17 protein-coding genes are annotated in these 18,770 nt (G+C 65.0%); 3 read left to right on the top strand and 14 right to left on the bottom strand.

What is annotated here, in order from left to right; all coding sequences use genetic code 11:
• Positions 1-76: 76 nt before the first annotated feature.
• The 8 genes from proS to QX048_RS06340 all read right to left on the bottom strand — a co-directional run bounded on the left by proS (position 77) and on the right by QX048_RS06340 (position 8,758).
• Complete coding sequence (gene proS / locus QX048_RS06375; RefSeq protein WP_316170122.1) at positions 77-1,411, bottom strand: proline--tRNA ligase; 1,335 nt, start codon at positions 1,409-1,411, stop codon at positions 77-79.
• A gap of 207 nt (positions 1,412-1,618) precedes the next feature.
• Complete coding sequence (locus tag QX048_RS06370; RefSeq protein ID WP_315750901.1) at positions 1,619-2,116, bottom strand: TlpA disulfide reductase family protein; 498 nt, start codon at positions 2,114-2,116, stop codon at positions 1,619-1,621.
• Positions 2,113-3,339, bottom strand: a complete 1,227-nt coding sequence (locus QX048_RS06365; protein WP_410052161.1) for an exo-alpha-sialidase — start codon at positions 3,337-3,339, stop codon at positions 2,113-2,115. Before QX048_RS06365 ends, QX048_RS06370 begins: the two co-directional genes overlap by 4 nt.
• A gap of 8 nt (positions 3,340-3,347) precedes the next feature.
• Positions 3,348-5,753, bottom strand: a complete 2,406-nt coding sequence (locus QX048_RS06360; RefSeq protein ID WP_316200388.1) for a TonB-dependent receptor — start codon at positions 5,751-5,753, stop codon at positions 3,348-3,350.
• A 91-nt stretch (positions 5,754-5,844) separates the two neighbouring features.
• A complete protein-coding gene (locus tag QX048_RS06355) occupies positions 5,845-6,297 on the bottom strand; it encodes a DUF2946 family protein (RefSeq protein WP_316200387.1) in 453 nt (150 codons plus the stop codon).
• Positions 6,298-6,350: 53 nt separating this feature from the next.
• Positions 6,351-6,869 carry a copper chaperone PCu(A)C gene (locus QX048_RS06350; RefSeq protein WP_316185780.1) on the bottom strand — a complete coding sequence of 173 codons (519 nt, stop codon included), beginning with the start codon at positions 6,867-6,869 and terminating at the stop codon, positions 6,351-6,353.
• A 133-nt stretch (positions 6,870-7,002) separates the two neighbouring features.
• Positions 7,003-7,368, bottom strand: a complete 366-nt coding sequence (locus QX048_RS06345; protein WP_316200386.1) for a DUF2946 family protein — start codon at positions 7,366-7,368, stop codon at positions 7,003-7,005.
• 544 nt (positions 7,369-7,912) lie between these two features.
• A complete protein-coding gene (locus QX048_RS06340; RefSeq protein WP_316200385.1) occupies positions 7,913-8,758 on the bottom strand; it encodes a metallophosphoesterase family protein in 846 nt (281 codons plus the stop codon).
• Positions 8,759-8,955: 197 nt separating this feature from the next.
• Between QX048_RS06340 and QX048_RS06335 the strand changes: the two genes are divergently transcribed.
• Genes QX048_RS06335 through QX048_RS06325 form a run of 3 tightly spaced genes read left to right on the top strand, consistent with a single transcriptional unit; the run spans position 8,956 to position 12,543 of the window.
• On the top strand, positions 8,956-9,978 hold the full coding sequence (locus QX048_RS06335; RefSeq protein ID WP_315827164.1) for a sugar ABC transporter substrate-binding protein: 1,023 nt from the start codon (positions 8,956-8,958) through the stop codon (positions 9,976-9,978).
• An 11-nt stretch (positions 9,979-9,989) separates the two neighbouring features.
• On the top strand, positions 9,990-11,495 hold the full coding sequence (locus tag QX048_RS06330) for a sugar ABC transporter ATP-binding protein (RefSeq protein WP_316200384.1): 1,506 nt from the start codon (positions 9,990-9,992) through the stop codon (positions 11,493-11,495).
• 10 nt (positions 11,496-11,505) lie between these two features.
• Complete coding sequence (locus QX048_RS06325; protein WP_315711566.1) at positions 11,506-12,543, top strand: ABC transporter permease; 1,038 nt, start codon at positions 11,506-11,508, stop codon at positions 12,541-12,543.
• 166 nt (positions 12,544-12,709) lie between these two features.
• Here QX048_RS06325 and mtnK read toward each other — a convergent pair whose 3' ends face one another.
• From mtnK to nuoN, 6 genes are all read right to left on the bottom strand, one after another.
• On the bottom strand, positions 12,710-14,011 hold the full coding sequence (gene mtnK / locus QX048_RS06320) for an S-methyl-5-thioribose kinase (protein ID WP_315827166.1): 1,302 nt from the start codon (positions 14,009-14,011) through the stop codon (positions 12,710-12,712).
• A gap of 101 nt (positions 14,012-14,112) precedes the next feature.
• The gene (locus QX048_RS06315) at positions 14,113-14,388 is read right to left on the bottom strand and encodes a DUF1467 family protein (protein ID WP_315827167.1); all 276 of its coding nucleotides are present in this window, start codon (positions 14,386-14,388) and stop codon (positions 14,113-14,115) included.
• Positions 14,389-14,403: 15 nt separating this feature from the next.
• Positions 14,404-14,808, bottom strand: a complete 405-nt coding sequence (gene mce / locus QX048_RS06310; RefSeq protein ID WP_315711564.1) for a methylmalonyl-CoA epimerase — start codon at positions 14,806-14,808, stop codon at positions 14,404-14,406.
• Between the two features lie 46 nt (positions 14,809-14,854).
• Complete coding sequence (locus QX048_RS06305; protein ID WP_315711563.1) at positions 14,855-16,525, bottom strand: ribonuclease J; 1,671 nt, start codon at positions 16,523-16,525, stop codon at positions 14,855-14,857.
• Positions 16,526-17,329 carry a biotin--[acetyl-CoA-carboxylase] ligase gene (locus QX048_RS06300; protein WP_315711562.1) on the bottom strand — a complete coding sequence of 268 codons (804 nt, stop codon included), beginning with the start codon at positions 17,327-17,329 and terminating at the stop codon, positions 16,526-16,528. It lies immediately after the preceding gene.
• Positions 17,330-18,757 carry an NADH-quinone oxidoreductase subunit NuoN gene (gene nuoN, locus QX048_RS06295; protein ID WP_315750893.1) on the bottom strand — a complete coding sequence of 476 codons (1,428 nt, stop codon included), beginning with the start codon at positions 18,755-18,757 and terminating at the stop codon, positions 17,330-17,332.
• Between the last annotated feature and the right edge of the window lie 13 nt (positions 18,758-18,770).

Genomic DNA, 18,770 nt, shown 5'->3' with positions numbered 1-18,770 from the left:
TCGGGCCGAATGTGGCCGGATTGGCCTGAAGGGGACGGGCTGCCCCGGTGGATAATCCGATGATCGAACGAGCGCCTCAGCCAGCCAATGCCCCGCCACCGAGCCGTGCCACGACGTCCGCCGGGGACATCATCTGGCGGGCGCCGTCGCTGCGGGTCTTCACCTCGACCTTGCCTTCGGCGAGGCTCTTGGGGCCGACCATGATCTGCCAGGGGATGCCGATGAGGTCCGCCGTGGCGAACTTGCCGCCGGCGCGCTGCTCGGTGTCGTCGTAGAGCACGTCGACCCCCTTGGCGAGGAGATCGCGATAGAGCTGCTCGCAGGCGACATCGGTGTCGGAACCGCCCTGCTTCAGGTTGAGGATGACGGCACGGAACGGGGCGACCTCCTCCGGCCATTTGATGCCGGCCTCGTCGTGACAGGCCTCGATGATCGCACCAGCCAGCCGCGACACGCCGACGCCATAGGAGCCGCCATGGATGGTGACCTCCGCCCCATCGGGGCCGGCGACCAGCGCCTTCATCGGCTCGGAATATTTGGTGCCGAAATAGAAGATCTGGCCGACCTCGATTCCGCGGGTATGGACCCGCCGCTCGGCCGGCACCTCGGCCTCGAACCGGGCCGCGTCATGGACGTCCTCGGTCGCCGCGTAGAGCGACGTCCATTGCTTGATGATCGGGGTCAGGTCGCCGTCATAGTCGACGGACGCCGGCGGGATCGGCAGATCGAGCACGTCGCGGTCGCAGTAGACGCCGGATTCACCGGTCTCCGCGAGCACGATGAACTCGTGGCTGAGATCGCCGCCGATCGGACCGGTCTCGGCGCGCATCGGGATGCCCTTCAGGCCCATCCGCGCGAAGGTGCGCAAGTACGCGACGAACATCTTGTTGTAGGCGCGCCGCGCGCCGGCTTCGTCGAGGTCGAACGAATAGGCGTCCTTCATTAGGAATTCGCGGCCGCGCATCACGCCGAAGCGGGGACGCTGCTCGTCGCGGAATTTCCATTGGATATGATAGAGATTGAGCGGCAGGTTGCGGTAGGACTTCACATAGGCACGGAAGATCTCCGTGATCATTTCCTCGTTGGTCGGCCCGTACAGCAACTCACGCTTGTGGCGGTCGCTGATACGCAGCATCTCCGGGCCATAGGCATCGTAGCGGCCGCTCTCGCGCCAGAGGTCGGCGAGCTGCAATGTCGGCATCAGCAGTTCCAGCGCTCCGGCGCGGTTCTGCTCCTCGCGCACGATCTGCTCGATCTTCTTCAGCACCTTGAAGCCCAGCGGCAGCCAGGCATAGATGCCGGCCGCCTCCTGCCGCAGCATGCCGGCGCGCAGCATCAAGCGATGCGAGACGATCTCGGCTTCCTTCGGATTTTCTTTCAGAATGGGCAGGAAAAACCGCGACAGACGCATGGGCGAGGCCTTCGAGATTCGGTTCGAGCTGGCGCAGTCAAACCGGATCAGGCGGCAAAACACAAGGCTGGGTTTGAAAAAAGGCGGCTAAGCCGCCGGATTCCCAATCAATTTACCGGTTCCGCTGAAGTGGAGGATGAACGGCGCACGTCGCCGTGATGAGGCTCGCGCAGGGCGACCGGGCAAGATCCCCGCGCCCCGGCCGTCTTAGTGCCCCCGCCCCTGCTCCGAGGACCATTTGTCGAGATCGCCGATCTCGGCGCTGCCTTCGATGGTCGAGACCGCGCCCTCGCGGGTCACGAGTATCGTGCGCGGGATATCACCCTGCCAGGACGGATCGATCTCGAACCGGAGACGCTCGACATATCCGTCGTTGAAGATGAAGTTCTCCGCCGTGGTGAGCCCGGCCTTGTCCAGCATGGCCTGGGTCGCAGCGTTCAGGTTCGGCACCAAATCGGCGCTGACGGTGACCACGTCGATCTCGGGATGATCGGACATGAACTTGCCGAGCTGCGGCAGCTCGATCTTGCAGGGGCCGCAGGTGACGCCCCAGAAATGGATCAGCGTCGGACGACCCGCATGGGCCCGCAGCACCTCGCGCCAGGTGCCGCGCTCGAACGGCTTGAGCGATGGCGGTGCTGCGGTGCTCGACGCCGTCAAGGCGACGAAGCCAAAGATCGCAAGGGCGGCGAATGGGCGTTTCATGACTCATCTCCGATCGGCTGCAACCGATAGCCATCAGACTTGGTCATCCAGGACAGGAAGATCTGCCTGCCATGGGCGACCAGCAGCGGGTGATCCGACGCATTGTCCGTGCTGGCAAGGGCGCGCGGCTTCGACCACGTCTCGCCATCGTCCCGCGATTGCATTCCCATCACCGTGGTGCGCTCGCCGTCGAACTCCTTCCACACCAGCGTCGTGCTGTCCTGGGTCGCGAGCACATAGGGCCGCGTCGGATTGCGGTCGGCCTGGCCGATCGCCATGGGTTCCGAGAACGTCCGGCCACCGTCGCGCGAATGCGCGTAGAACAGCCCTTTGCGAACCTTGCCGCTTGTGAACCAGGCGACATGATACGTGCCCGCCGGCGACACGGTCAGGCTCGGCCCCTGATGCGGGCAGGCCTTGATCTGCCAATCATCGGTGCTGACCCGGTAGACCTCGCCCGGTTTGGCGAGGTCGCTGAAGGTGATCACGGCGTGGTCGCGCACGCTGCCTTCGAAGATATTGCGGAACATCACCACCGGACGTCCCGGCCCCGCGAAGGCAACGCCGAGCCGGCAACATTCGCAGGTGTTGTCCTGGGCCAGCGTCGCTTCGGCATAGGTGGCGCCGCCATCGCGCGATGATGAGAAGAACAATCCCGCGCCCTCGTAGGCGCGCCCGGCGGCCTTCGCCGGCACCCGGTTGCGCTTGTCGAGCCACGCCACGAAGACGGTGCCGTCCTGGTCCAGCGCCAGCGCCTCGAAGCGCTGGCTTTCGTTGTTTGGCGTGATGGGACGAGGCGCCGCGAAGCTTTTGCCGCCATCATCCGACCGGGAGTACAGCACCTGCCCGTTGAACGCCTGGTCGCGGAAGATCGAGAACGCCACCGCTATGACGCCTTTGCCGTCGACCACCAGCTTCGGACGGGCATCGGGCCCCCAGTCGAGATTGAGCTGCTGCTCGGTGACCGGTACGGCGGCGGAATACGTTTTCCCGCCGTCGGTCGAGCCCGCCACCGACACCCGTCCTCCGGCCATCCAGACGAGCCAGAGCTTGCCGTCTTCAGCGAAGAACGGCGTCACCTTGGTGGCGCATCGGAGCTCGGTGCCCTCGCATGCTGCCTCCGATCCGTGCTGGTGCGCCATCTGGGCCTGTACGGACAGCGGCCACATCAGGGCCATGGCGAGTCCGACGACGCAGCCTCGAAGCAATGGCGTCCTTGTCATGTTGTGCCTCATCGGAATGCCACCTTCATGCCAGCGACGAAGGCGCGCGGTGAGCCGGCATAGATCGAGCCAGTGGTATTGGCCAGAACGCTGGCGGGATTTTGAACGCCTGCAGACGTGACCGAGTTCGCGATGTTGTTGGCCGACGCAATATAGGCGCGGTCGAACACGTTCCTGACCTCGAAGAAGACGTTGAGCGACTTGAAGGCTTCGGACGCAAGCTCGGTCCTGTAGTGGACGTTCAGGTTGACCAGCTCGTAGCCGGGCGCCCTGAGCAGGTTCGCGTTGTCCATATAGAAGGAATCCTTCCATTGGACCTCGACGAAGGCACCCAGCCCTGCAAGCCTTCCGCTGGCGTAATCATACCCCAGTCGGGCCGTCAGCTCGTTCGGGGAAATCCCTGGAATCTTGTTGCCGGCGCGGTTGAAGCGGAAGACCGTGCCGCTTGTCGGCGCCGTCGTGGAGGTCAGGTTCTCCGTATAGTCGGTATAAATCTCGTCGAGATAGGTGTAGGCGGCCGTGAAGCGCCAGCCGGGCAGGAATATCCAGTCGGCGGCCAGCTCGACGCCGCGATGCTCCGAGCGCGGGGCGTTGAACGCATAGGTCACGCCGACAACCGGCGTTGCCTGGTTGACGATCTCGTTGCGGAAGAATTCGTAGAAGCCGGTTGCGCTCAGGGTGACCGACTTGTTGGGAGTCCAGTCAAAGCCCAAATCGTAGCCGAGATTGCTTTGCGAGGCGAGATTGGTGTTGTTTCCGGCTGTGCCGCTCGGGAGCACAAACAGGTTCGAGACCTGCGGCGTGCCATATCCCGATGCGACGCGCGCCCGCACCAGCCAGTCGCTGTTCACCTTGTAGAGCAGCGCAAACTCGGGCGCGAGATTGTCGAACTGCCGGTCCGCGGTCGTGAGCGTCGTCCCGGTCCCCCCTGCCGTGTTCACGCCGCGAAGGTGGGTGCGCTCCCAGCCGAGACCGGCCACCGCGGTCAAGGCCGACGTCAGCTTGAGCTCCTCGCGCGCCCGCACGCCGAAATTCGTCGTCTCGCTCAGAAGGTTGGTCGACAAGCGGCCGAGCGTGCCGTTGCCGCCCGGCATGACGTTGAACGTGTCTCCGGACGCGGTGAGCGTATTGTAGAAGGCGCCGAAGAAGCTGGTCGATTCCAGGCCGAAGATCTCGCCCCGCCGGGTGATGTCGCTCATGTAGTTGTAGGACGGATAGTCGCCGACCGCGCTGGTCGACCCGGTCGGCTGGCTGATGTTGCGGTCATCGAACACGAACTGATTGCGCCAGGTCGTGTTGTTGTCGAAATCGTGCTCCCAGCGCCCGCCGACGATGGTGCGGCGGTCGTTGCGGCCGAGCCCGGCCTGCAGCGCCGTCTCTTTGTCAGTTCCAGCCGAGTTGTTGAACCCGTTGTTGAACAACGTGACGCTGCCGCAGCCCGCGGCTGCTGTCGTCCACGTCGCGCAGCCCTGCTGATAAGGGTTCTGATAGTACTGATTCAGCGACGACCGGATTGGCAGCCGCGTGAACAGGTCGTTGTTGATGATCTTGACCGTAAAGCGGTCATCCGGCGTCGCCTTGTAGGTGCCGAGGAAGTTGACGGTCTGGGTGTTGAACCAGCTGTTGCCGAGATAGCCATCGCCGCGGACGTCGCTGGTGAACAACGAGCCCTCGAAATTGCCGACCTTCTTGCCGAACGTCATGTAGTTGCTGAGATAGCCGAAGCTGCCGCCTTCGCTGCCGATCTCCGCACCGTCGATGCTGCTGCCCGGGCGGGTGCGGAAATTGATCGCGCCTCCGGTCGCATAGTTGCCGTAGAGCGCCGAGGACGGCCCGCGGATCACGTCGACCGCACCATAGGCGCGGGGATCGATCAGGTCGCTGCGCGACAGCCCGTCCGGCTGGGTGACTGGAAATCCGTCCTCGAACAGCACGATGTTGCGGATGCCGAAGCCGTTGCGGGCATTGGAGCCGCGGATCGAGATGCCAAGGTCGCGCGGTCCGTTGCCCTGCTTGAGCGAGACGCCGGGGCTTTCGCGCAGGATGTCGCCGACGGAAAACGCAGGCCGGTCATCGTAGCGGCTGCGGTCGATCGTGGTCGCGGTCTGGCCGGTCGGCGACTGGCTGAGCTGGTTGCGGGCGGCGCCGGCACCCGAGGCTCGGTCGGACACCGCTCCTCCCTGTCCGGAGCTGCTGACCACGGATGCGGCAGCCGGCTTTGGCGCGCGCGCGCGGACGGACGTTGGCTGCGTGACCGGCTTGCGCACGGCCCGTTGTGGTGCGGCACGCGGCGCGTCGACGGTGACGGACGGCAATTCCTTCTCGGTCTCGGCGCGCGCGATCGTGGCCGATTGCAGCAGCAAGAGCTGCAGTGCGAGCACGCTCACACCACCCAGGGCATGACGACGGAACATGTTTGACTTCCCCGATGCCGGCTCTGCACGGCCGGTCTTCCTGATTCAAAACGGATCGGCACGCGGCTGCGGCCGATGACGATTTCTGTCCTCAGGAGAGGGAGGGAGGTCCTCTTGGTTGCGCCTGTGCCCGGGCAAGCAGATGAACGAGGCGGAGCTCGCGCGCCGTCCAGACGATGGACGCCGTCAGACCCAGCGGAGCCGCATCGAACGGCGCGGGCGGCGTATCGAGCGCCGCGGCGGCGTGCAGCACGCAGCACATGACGCAGTCAAGGCCGCAGGCGGTGCGGTCGGCATCGCCACCAAGGGGCGCCGCATCCGTCTCGGCATGACAGATCGCCATCCCGCCGAACGGATCGGCCGTCGCGATCGTCACGGCGCTCAGGGCGGACGCCGCCACTGGCGCCAGCACCTGCAACAGCATTGCTAGCAGCGCGACCGGCAGATATCGGCCGAGCTTCTGACGGACATTGGCAGGACGTCGGGCGCGGTCAGCCGCCACCAGCCGGCTCGCGCGCGAACCGGCTGTCATGGCGGCGTTCAACACCCGTTGCTTCATCGAGACCGGCCCTCCGTCGGAGTCGCGGGGCGCCCGGCCTACATCTTCATGCCGGAATGATCGTGCTGCTTCATCATGCTGCCGCCCTCGCCGCCCGGCCCCTTGGCGCCGACCGCCTGCACCTCGAGCGTCACGGACACCTTGCCGGCCTTCTCGAACTCCAGCGTGACCGGCAGCTTGTCGCCCTGCTTCAGCGGGCTCTTCAGATCCATCAGCATCAGGTGATAGCCGCCCGGCGCCAGCGCGACGGTCTTGCCCGGCTCAATCGTGACTCCCTTGTCGAGCGGACGCATGGTCATCACACCGTTGGTGACGGCCATCTCGTGAATCTCGACTCGCCCGGCGACAGCGCCGGTCACCGCGACGAGGCGGTCCGGCGCGCTGCCCTTGTTCTCGATGGTCAGATAGCCGGCGCCCGTCTTGGCGCCACCCGGCGTGGCGCGGCTCCATGGCTGGGTGATGACGAGGTCACCGGCCTTCACGTCCGCGGCGAAGGCGGCAGAAGATCCTCCCAACAGGAGAGCGAATGCGAACAGAGAGCGTCCGAGGAAGGTCATGTCGTTATCCTTTTCTTGGCGGCGATGCGCCAGCTTGATCGATTGGCGCGTATCCGCACGGCCGGGGCCGAGCAGACAACGCGGGTCGTAATCTTGCGATTTGGGAGATGAGGGCCGCACAGCGGCCAGCGCGTCACGCTGCGGGCGGAGCCCTTGCCTGCGCGTTCGAGAAGGCCTTGGTCATCCGGACGGCCGGATCACCGGCACGCCACACGACCTCGCCCGAATCCCGTTGCGGCGTGGCGATGACGGACAGCTCCGGCCCATCCAGGGTGACCGGCTGCGCCAGGCAGCACAGCGAACAGCCGTGGAGCGCGGGCTTAGCCGGCGACTCGTCGTCCACCGACTGGGAACCGGGCTGGCTGTGGCAGATTTCGAGGCCGTGCAAGGGATCAGCCACGGCTGACGCGGCCGCCCAGGCAACGCCGATCGGCGCCAGGATCTGCACCATCAGTGCGATCAGCATGATCGGGAGAAACGCCTGCAGCCGCTGCCGCATGAAAGCCTGCCAAATGAACTGAATTGTTGTGCCCGAGCGAACGCCCGGAGTCGAGGTCGCGCAGGGCACAGTCAGCACATTTCGCCAGCGGTCGTTGATTAAGAACAATCCGCTACGCCCGGATGGGCCTTCGCGGGACGCCAGCCTCCAAGGTAATTCAGCACCTACCGCGAGAAGACTCGAAAATAAAGCTCGTCAATTGCAAGCACTTACCGATCATTTCAGGAAGTGCGCGAAATTTGAACAATCGTTGCCGAAAAGGATGACAAACGCCAAAAGATCGTCTACGAATTCGGGCCTCAGGCTATCGCTTGCGGAAGTCTGGTGGTCCAAGTCTCGGGAGGAGCCCTGGCGCGCAACAAGCAGCGTCACCCCGCTTAACAAGATCAAATCTGAACTTGCGGGATATCTAAAGGGTCGACACAATTTCCGAGCAGGGCCCGCTGCCCTGCTCTATTTTTTTGGCAGTCATCGCAGCGCGCCACGATATTCTCCGTTGACGGTATCGCGGGCCGCATGAACGCTGTCTGAACACGCAATCACCTCAGGCCATCGCAGCAGTCGCAAAGCACGACAACGGAGCGCACCACCGCGCCTTGGTCCTCGGCCATGGCAGTGTCACCGACAGCGGTTCGCGGCCAGTCACGGTCCAGCGCAACGAACCATCGCCGATCGTGAGGATGCCCGCCGCTTCGGCTGGATCGCCCGAGATGAACGTCTCTGTCAGCGACTGCAAGGTCAGATGCGGTGTGCCATCGACCGTTGTCAGCGTATTCCAATGAACATGGCCGGCGAGCCCGACGATCGGGCACGGCGCATCCGCGATCGCCGCGCGGATCGCGTCGGTCTCGGCATAGGCCGCGTGTCCCGGATTGGCTTCGAAGTGGTAGTTGCCGGTCTGAGCATGTCCTGACAACGGCACGTGGCTGACGAGCAAGGTCGGCCGGTCATCCTGGGCGAGCAGCTGGACCAGCGCGTCGAGATCGCTCGCGGACAGGCGAAAGCCGCGCGTCGGAGTCAGACTCACGTCGGGCTGCCAGAACACACATCTGACATCGCCGACGATCACCGCGCGCGACCCGCTCGGACGATCGAGGATCGCTTCATTGTCGGCGAGGCTGAGCAATGCGACATCATGATTGCCACTGACGTGATGATGCGTCGATGCCAACTTCGCAAAGCACATCGCGACATCGCTTTGCAGCAGCCGATCGCGCTCGGGATCTTCGTCAGAAATCCCGTCGCCAAGATCGATGACCGCATCGATGTCTTCGGCGTTCACTTCCGTGACGAAGCGCTCGAGCAGTTGCAGCGCCACCGATCCCCGCTTCGTGGGCGTATCCCGGCCGTGATGGATGTCGGCGATCACGGCGATGCGCGTCGTTGCCAAAGGTTCTCTCCCAAAGCTGCGCTGCCGCGTACCACGGGCGCATCACGGTTTTCTGACATCGCGCGTGCAGCGCGAAAGTCGCTCGGTGCGACGCACAACATCCGGCTGTGGCGTGATCAATGGGGTTGTGAAACACTGCTGCTCTCGGCGGCGCGATCAATGACGCCGCCGGACAACGATGGGACAGGGAGCACGGGATGTCCGGCACTAAGAAAACGTCCACGACGAGGCGCGATCTTCTCCAGGCGGCGACGGCCGCGGGCTCTGCGGCGGCCCTTCTCGCCGGCTTTGGCATCACTCCGGCGATGGCTGCCGAGATGGGCCGCTCCGAAAAGCCGCTCAAGGCAGCCTTCTCCAATGCCGGCTTGCAGGCGACCTGGTGCGCCCAGGGCAAGCAGGCCGCGGAATGGTGGGGCAAGCTGCTCAATGTCGAGGTGACCTGGTTCGACGGCCAGCTCGATGCGGTGAAGCAGCGCGCCGCGATCGACAACATGGCGTCGCAGAAGTGGGACTTCGTCGCGATCCAGGCGTTCGGCATCGGAACCCTGACTCAGCCGGTGCAGAAGATGATCGATGCCGGCATTCCCGTGATCGACATGGACACGCTGATCGCGCCGCTCGATCAGATCAACGTCCACTCCTTCCTCGCACCCGACAACGAGTTCATGGGCGCATCGGTCACGCAGGCTCTGGCGACTGCGATGGGCGGCAAGGGCAAGATCATCATGACGCAGGGCGCGCTCGGCCACACCGGCGCGCAGGGCCGCGCCAAGGGCTTCAACTCGGTGATCAAGCAGTTTCCGAACATCGAGGTGCTGGACACGCAGCCGGCCGACTGGGACGTGTCGAAGGCGGCACGGCTGTGGGAGACCTATCTCACGAAATATCCGCAGATCGACGCGGCGTTCTTCCACAATGACGACATGGCCCTCGCCGCCTACAACATCATGAAGGCGCGCAACCGCACCAACATCCTGATCGGCGGTGTCGACGCCATGCCGCCGGCGATCCAGGCGGTCAGCGAGGGCCGCATGTTCGCGACCGTGCGCAATCCGTCCTGCCGCATCCATGGCGGCGCGATCGTCGCAGGCGTCGCCGCGGTCACCGCCGGCGAAAAGAGCGGCCAGGGCATTCCGAAGCACGTCATCACCGACGGGCCCGTCGTGACCAAGGCCAATGCCGCCGGCATGCAATGGATGGAGGATCACTTCCTGATCTGAAGTCCCTCCCCATGTCGAACAGCCGCCCGCCTCTTCTGGAATTGCAGGACATCACCAAGTCGTTCGGCGGCGTCACCGCGTTGCGCGGCGTCGACTTCACGCTTCGCCCCGGCGAGATCCATGGTCTCGTCGGGGAGAACGGCGCCGGCAAGAGCACGCTGATGAAGATCATCGCCGGCGTGCACACCGGTTTCTCCGGCCGTTTCCTGCTCGACGGCCGCGAGGTTCATTTCAGCTCCGTGCGGGACGCCCGCGCGGCCGGCATCGCGATGGTGCACCAGGAACTCAGCGTCGCGCCGGACCTCACCGTGGCCGAGAACGTGTTTCTCGGCAACCAGCCGACCAATGCGCTGGGCATCGTGCAGTGGCGTCGCATGGCACGCGAGGCCACCGAGCAGCTCAAGCGGCTCGGCATCGACGCCGATCCGATGAGCCGGCTGGGAGATCTGCCGATCGGCGTTCAGCAGCTGATCGAGATCGCGCGGGTGCTGTTCTCCGGCGCGCGCATCATCATCCTGGACGAGCCGACCTCGGCGCTGTCGCCGCCCGAGGTCGAGCGGCTGTTCGCGGCGTTGCGCAAGCTGCGCGAGCAGGGCACCGGCATCGTCTTCATCTCACACTTCATCGAGGACATCCTGCTGATCTCCGACGAGGTCACGGTGTTCCGCAACGGCCGCAAGATCATGGAGACGCGTGCCGCCGACACCAGCAAGGCCGCGCTGATCGAGGCCATGATCGGCAAGGGACGCGATGCGCTGGAGGACAGCTACACCCACGACATCACCCTGCCCGCGCCGACGGCCGACAAGCCCGTGGTCGTCGAAGCCGAGGGCCTGTCGCTGGCGCGCAATCTGAAGCGCGTCTCGTTCGCCGTGCGTGCCGGCGAGGTGCTCGGCATCTACGGCTTCATGGGCTGCGGCCAGCTCGAGCTGGCGCGCATCCTGTTCGGCAAGCTTGCGCCCGACGCCGGCGAGCTGCGCGTATCAGGCCAGCGCAACCGCTTCAAGAGCACGGCGGACGCGCGCCGCGCCGGCATCGCCTTCGTGCCGGAGAGCCGGCGCGACATGCTGTTCCTGCAGGAGCCCGTCTACAAGAACATCTCGATCAGCATCCTCGACCGCATCAACGCCGTGCTGCTGAAGCCGGCACACGAGCGCGCGCTCGCGAAGCGCCAGGTCGAGCAGTTGCAGATCAGGCCCGCGGATGTCGAGATCGACCTCGGCCTGCTCTCCGGCGGCAACCAGCAGAAGGTCGCGCTCGCCAAATGGCTGAGCCATCCGCCGCGGCTGCTCGTGCTGTGCGAGCCGACCCGCGGCATGGATGTCGGCGCCAAGAGCGACGTGATTGGAATCGTGCGGCAGCTGCGCGACCAGGGCATCGCCGTGATCGTGCTCTCGACCGAGCCGGAGACGGTGCTGTCGATGGCCGACCGTGTCATCGTGCTCAAGCGCGGCGAGGTCGTGCGCGAATTTGCCGGCGAAACCATCAGCAAAGACCGTCTGCTCGAGGCGGCGTAGGGAGATTGTCATGGCGCATGGCGAGACCGTTCCGATGCCGGAGGCGCCGTCGCGGCGCGCAGGCGGGGTCGCATCGCTGCTGCGCTCGCAGATGCGCAACATCGCGCCGTTCCTGACCTTGATCTTCCTCACGGCGTTCTTCGCGATCGCGAGTCCGTCCTTCGCCACGCTCGACAACGTCGGCAACATCCTGACCCAGGTGTCGGTCACCGGCATCATCGCGGTCGGCCTCACCTTCGTGATCCTGTGCGCCGAGATCGACCTGTCGATCGCCGCCATCGCCAACGTGACCGGCATCGCCGTTGCCTACTTCACGATGCAGGAGTCCTACGTCAACATCGCCAACGTGCCGATGCCCGGTTTTGTCGCCATCCTGCTCGCGCTGGCGCTGTGCGCATTGCTCGGCCTGGTAAACGCCTTCGGCCTGACCGTGATCGGCATTCCCTCCTTCATCATGACGCTCGCGATGATGCAGATCGCCGCCGGCATCTCGGCGATGCTGGTGCGCGGCCAGATCGCCTACAAGGTTCCCCCCATCATCACGACGCTCGGCTCCAGTTCCGTGGCGGGAGTGCCCTGGATCGTGATCGTGGCCGCCCTGATGCTGTTGCTCGGTCACCTCGTGCTGACCTACACGCGGTTCGGCCGCTACGTCTACATGGTCGGCGGCAACCGCGAGGCTGCGGAGTATTCGGGGCTGAACGTCAAGCTGATCCTCGGCAGCGTGATGGTGATCTCAGCCGTCTGCTCGGGGATCGGCGGCATGCTCGGCGTAGCGCATTTCGGCAGCGCGCAGCAGAACGAGTTCGACACCTACCTGCTGGATTCGATCGCCGCCGTCGTGGTCGGCGGCACCAGCCTGTTCGGCGGCCGCGGGGGCATCGGCAACACCATCGTCGGCCTGTTCGTGCTCGGCGTGCTCAACAACGGCCTCGACCACGTCAACATCGACAGTTTCCTGAAGATCCTGATCCGCGGCCTGATCCTACTCGCCGCCCTGGTGATCAACGTCTATGCCCAGCGGCTGCGGGCGAAGGCGGCGGATTGAGCGTGCTGCGACGCGCGCTGCCGTAGCCCGGAAGCGACATCCGGGATCACACGAGCCGTATCGGAAAACCCGGATGTCGCTTCGCTCATCCGGGCTACGAGCTCTTCCGCAACGTTGCGAGCGCAGCTCGCCCCTCATAACGACGTAGAAGGCCGAGGCGACGGAATTAAAGCCCCGGCTGCCAGTGGCGCAACTCGCGGGCAGCCCGCGTCACCGCCCCGATCGTCGTGAACGTCGTCGTCTCCACCATCAGCGTCCGTGCCAACCGCAGTGCCCGCACCTCGCAGGTCGCGCGCCGCTTGGCGTCCTCGATCAGTTCGAAATCGATGTTGTGCGCGAGGCCGAGGATGCGACGAATGATCTTGGCCGCGGTGAAACCGATGGCGTCCTGGAACAATCTCGCCACGTAGGCCTGACGCTCGGTCTCCAGGCGTGCGGCGCCCGCTTCACCCGGAAACAGTGACCGCGGATACGCATCGCCTGTCGCCTCGCTGCGCCAAAGCGCCAGGAACTTGTCCGCGAAACCGGACCAGACCTCATCGACTGCCGCCAGCACCCATCCCTCGAAGTGCTCCCGCTCGCCCGCCCGCTGCTCGTGTCCTTCGGACGCAAAATAGGCCATCAGAAGATTGGCGAGGACCGCACCGACGTCGAATCCCATCGGACCGTAGAAGGCGAATTCGGGGTCGATCACCTTGGTCTCGGTGTCCGTCACCATGATCGACCCGGTGTGCAGGTCGCCATGGATCAGCGCCTCGGCACACGACAGGAATTTCAGCTTGAGCCTGGAGATCGCGACGTGCAGATCGAGGTCGGCGCGAATGTCGGCCGCGGTCGCGTCGAGCCACGGTGACGTCCAGCGATTCTGTTCGGCGATGCGATAGGGATCGGTGAAGATCAAATCCTCGGTGATCTTGCACAGCGCATGATTGCCGGCAAAGCTTGCGATCGCCTCCTTCTTCTCTGCAGCCGTCAAGGCGAGGTCGGACGAGAAGAACAGCGTCCGCGCCATGAAGGTCGTGATGTGATCGACGAAGGCCGGGTAGATCGTGCCCGCGACCAGCCCCTTGCGCATGATGATGTGCGGCTCCAGCAGCTCCATCGCCGTCAGCGCCAGCGCCGGATCATGATGAACGATGGCCGGCACCAGCCCCGGTGCCAGCCGGCCCTGATGGATGAGCGCGAGGTGCTCATAGTGGGAGCGTGACAGCGGCAGCGGCCAGCTCTCGCCGACCAGGCGCACGTAAGGCAGCGCCTGCTTCACCGCGAGACCGCCAGACGTCCCCTTGACGATGAAAACGAGGTTGAGGTTGCCGTCGCCCACCTCGGTGATGTCCCAGCGATCGGCTGCTCCGCCAAGCTGCGCAGCCACCGACGACGTCTCCGCGAGATAGTTGCGAAGCTCCACTTCATCCAGAATGCGATAGCCCGATGGCATGCCCTGCCGAGGCTCGGCCGATGTCGTCACGCGCGACCTCCCTGTCGAACTTGTTTTGACCTCCTATAACAAAAAAGCCGATGCGCGTCCGCGCACCGGCCTCGCAGCGAAAATTGTGCAACGCAATCGGCTCAGAATGGCACGCCCATCAGCCGCGACAGCCGCTCAACGCTGAGATAGCCGGCCTGATAGGCCACGAGTGACAGGGCGAAGATCGCGGCCGACAGCAGCGTCGTCCAGATCAGGCGCCGCCCCATTCGGCTGATCGTCGGCGCACCGGGATCGGTGCCTAGCGGGCCTCCGCCGGACTCGTGCTGGCTGCGGATGCCGAACGGCAGGGTCACGAACAGCGTGACCCACCACATCACGAAGTAGATCGCGAGCCAGGTGGAGATCGTGTAGGCCATCGCTGCCCCGCTGCCTCAGGCCTGCTCGATCTCGACGAGCGCGCCGGAAAAATCCTTCGGATGCAGGAACAGCACCGGCTTGCCATGCGCGCCGATCTTCGGCTGGCCGTCGCCGAGCACGCGGGCGCCCTCCTTGATCAGGGTGTCGCGCGAGGCGATGATGTCGGCCACCTCGTAGCAGACGTGATGGATGCCGCCGTCCGCATTGCGCTCGAGGAATTTGGCGATCGGTGACGCCTCGCCCAGCGGCTGGATGAACTCGATCTTGGTGTTGGGCAGAGTGACGAACACCGTGATCACGCCATGCTCCGGCAGCGGCACCGCCGCCGAAATCTCAGCACCGAATGCGGCACCATAAATCCTGGCGGCCTTTTCGGCGTCCTTGACCGCGATGGCGACGTGGTTGAGCCGGCCCAGCATGACATCCTCCACTTTTCTTTTTGAACGGCCGTTCAGCAGGCCCGCGTCAGACTTCCAACACATGGACGAGACAGATCGGCTTCTTGCCCCACTGCTCATTGACCGCCGAACGCACCGCCCGCCGGACGGATTCTGCCGCGGCGTCAGAATCGCGCCGACGCGCCCGCGGCAGACCTTCGAAGGTGGAAACGACAGCATCGAAGACGATGTCGTCCATCTCCTCGCCCGCCGCATTCTTCTCGGGGATGCCGACCATGTCGACCTCGGGATCGTCGGCCAGCTCGCCCTTCTCGGTGATGGCGAGCGCCACGAAGATGCAGCCGGCAAAGGCCATCTTGCGACGCTCGACCACAGCGCGCGACTTCGAATCCTCGACGATGCTGCCGTCCTTGTAGAGCCGCCCCGCCGGCAGTTGGTCGATGATTCCGGGATCACCGGGGCCGAGCTTGACGAGGTCGCCATTGCGGCAGGTGATGACCTTGGGCACGCCGCAGGCGCGCGCCAGCCTCGCGTGCTCGTGCAGATGCAGCGCCTCGCCATGCACGGGGATCAGGAGCTGCGGCCGCGTCCACGCGATCATGTCGCGCAGCTCGTCGCGGCGCGGGTGGCCGGAGACATGGACGAGATGGTTGCGGTCGGTGATGATCTCGATGCCCTGCTGCACCAGCCCGTTGATGACGGCGCCGACCGCCTTCTCGTTGCCGGGGATGGTGCGCGACGAGAAGATGACGGTGTCGCCCTTGTTCAAGGTGACCAGCGGATGATCGTCATTGGCGATGCGCGAGAGCGCCGCGCGCGGCTCGCCCTGGCTGCCGGTGCAGAGCGCGAGCACCTTGTCGGCCGGGAAATGGCCGTAGAGATCCATGCCACGGAAGTTCTGCACGCCGTCGAGATAACCGGTCTCACGCGCGACCTGGACCACGCGTTCCATGGCACGGCCGACGATGACGACCTCGCGCTCGGCCTCGCGCGCCGCTTCGGCAACGGCGCGGATACGCGCGACGTTGGAGGCGAAGGTGGTCACGGCCACGCGGCCCTTTGCTTCCTTCACCAAAGCCGCGATCGTCTTGGCAACCTCGGCCTCGGACGGCGAGCGTCCCTCGCGCACGGCATTGGTGGAATCGCCGATCAGTGCGAGCAATCCGGCATCACCGAGCTCGCGCAGCCGCTTCTCGTCGGTCGGCGCGCCCAGCACCGGCGTCGGATCGATCTTCCAGTCGCCGGTATGCAGGACAGTGCCGACCTCGGTGTGGATCGCCAGCGCGTGCGATTCAGGGATCGAATGCGCGACCGGAATGAACTCGACGTTGAACGGACCGATATCGACGCGGCCGCCGGAGGGGATCACCTTGACCGGGATCTTGGCTGGGAGGCGCTCGGCCTCGCACTTGGCCTCGAACAGTGCGGCGCTGAACTTGGTCGCGTAGATCGGGCACTTCAGCCGCGGCCACAGGTCTATGATCGCGCCGAAATGATCCTCATGCGCGTGGGTCAGCACGAGGCCGACGAGATTGTTGCGCTCCTTCTCCAGGAAAGCGACGTCGGGCATGATCAGGTCGATGCCCGGCAGATGCTCCTCGTCGCCGAAGGAGACGCCAAGATCGATCGCGAGCCATGAGCGCTGGTGGCGATTGCCGAGCCCGTAGATCGACAGGTTCATGCCGATCTCGCCGACACCTCCGAGCGGCGCAAATGTCAGTTCGTCGGGACGTGCCATCTAGACCGCTCCTTTGGATGCGACCGAGCCGAAATGAACATCACCGGCCGTGATCGGCTCCAATCGTCCCTCCGCGGTCCGCACCAGCATACAACCCTGTTCGTCGATCGTGTCGAAAATCCCCTCGATGATAGCATGTCCGGACCTGATGGCGACCGGCTGGCCGAGGCCTGCGGCGCGCTCGAGCCAGAGTTTCCGGATGTCACCGAAGCCCCGTCCCTCGTTCCAGATGCCGAAATACTCGACCCAGGCATCCGACAGCGCCGAGAACAGGTCCTCGGCGGTCACCTGGATGCCGAGGTCCGCCAACGACACCGCCGGTGTCGGGGTATCCAGCGGCGCCGCGACCACGTTGGTTCCAATACCGGCAACCACCGCAAGCCCTTGAGCCACCTGCTCCGCCTCGAGCAGCATGCCGACGATCTTGCGGCCGTCAGCCAGCACGTCGTTGGGCCATTTCAGCGCGAATGACGCGCGTGCTCCGGACCGCAGCGCGGCCTCGATGCTCACCTGGCGCAACGCGCTCTCGATGGAGAGGCCGGCGGCGAAGCCGAGTGTGGCTGCGATCGCAGGAGCCACGTTCAGCACTTCCAGCACGCTCGAGGCCAGATTGCCGCGCGGGGCGATCCACGGGCGCTGGCGCCGGCCGCGCCCGGCCGTCTGCTCAGATGTGACAAACCAGCACGGCGCCTTGCCGCCCTCTCGGGCCGACTTCAGCGCCTCGACATTGGTTGAGCCGGTCTGGTCGAACGTGACGAGTCGGTAGCCAGCCTTGTCAGCCTGGGACCCTAGCGCAAACGTCATCTAGAACAGCGACTTCGCCGCGGCCGCGGCCGCGCTGACCAGCGGGCCGGGATAGGCGAAGAACAGGATGTTGAAGACGCCGGAGATCGCGAGCACCGTGCGCAGCTCGATACGGACCGGATCGAGCGTCGGCAGCGGCTCGTCGAAATACATCGTCTTGACGATCAGGAGATAATAGTAGGCGCCGACCACGCTGGTGAGCACGCCGATCACCGACAGCGTGAACAGCCCGGCCTTGATGGCAGCGACGAAGACGTACCATTTGGCGAAGAAGCCCGCGAGCGGCGGCACGCCGGCCAGCGAGAACAGCAGCATCGCGAAGAAGAAGGCAAGCAGCGGATTGGTGCGCGACAGCCCCGAGAAGTCGCTGATCTTCTCGAACGACTGGCCGTTGCGCTTGATCGCCATGATCACGGCGAACGAGCCGAGCGTCATCGCGACATAGATCGCGATGTAGGTCAGCACGCCCTGCGCGCCCTCGACCGTACCGGCGGCGAGACCGACCAGCGCAAAGCCCATGTGGCCGATCGACGAATAGGCCATCAGGCGCTTGATGTTGGTCTGGCCGATCGCGGCGAACGAGCCGAGCGCCATCGAGGCGATCGAGACGAACACGATGATCTGCTGCCACTGGAAGGTGATGCCGGGAAACGCCGTCAGCGCGACGCGCGCGAATACGGCCATCGCCGCGACCTTGGGCGCGGAGGCGAAGAACGCCGTCACCGGCGTCGGCGCGCCTTCATAGACGTCCGGCGTCCACATGTGGAACGGCACCGCCGAGACCTTGAAGCACATGCCGGCGAACAGGAAGACGAGGCCGAAGATGATGCCGACGCTGCCGGTCTTGGTCACCGCCGCGATTCCGGCAAAACTCACCGTGCCGGTGAAGCCGTAGATCAGCGAGGCGCCGTAGAGCAGCATGCCGGAGGACAGCGCGCCGAGCACGAAATACTTCAGGCCGGCTTCGGTCGACTTGACGTTGTCACGATGGCTGGCCGCGACGACGTAGAGCGCGAGCGACATCAGCTCGAGACCGAGGTAGAGCGTGATCAGGTCGCCGGCCGAGATCAGCACCAGCATGCCCAAGGTCGAGAGCAGCACGAGGATCGCATATTCGAAGATGCGACGATCGGGCTTCGACAGGAACTCCGCCGACATGATCAGGGTCGCGATCGAACCGATCAGCGCCAGGATCTTCAGGAAGCGCGCATAGCTGTCAGCGATGAAGCTGCCGCCGAAGGCCTGGCCGCCCGGCTGCCTGAGCACGAGGATGCCGACCACGATCAGCAGAGCGACCGCCAACCACGTGACGAGCCCCGTCGTCTCCTGCCCGCGAAACGCGCCCAGCATCAACAGCGCCATGGCCCCCACGGCCAACAACAGCTCCGGCAGCACCACCCAAAGCTGAGGCCCAAGATTCTCGATCATCGTCTGTGTCCCG

The organism is Bradyrhizobium sp. SZCCHNS30572, assembly GCF_032484415.1.
In the GTDB taxonomy this organism is placed as follows: Bacteria; Pseudomonadota; Alphaproteobacteria; order Rhizobiales; family Xanthobacteraceae; genus Bradyrhizobium.
The sequence above is the reverse complement of the archived record's forward strand: the minus strand, read 5'-3'. Positions and strand labels throughout refer to the sequence as shown.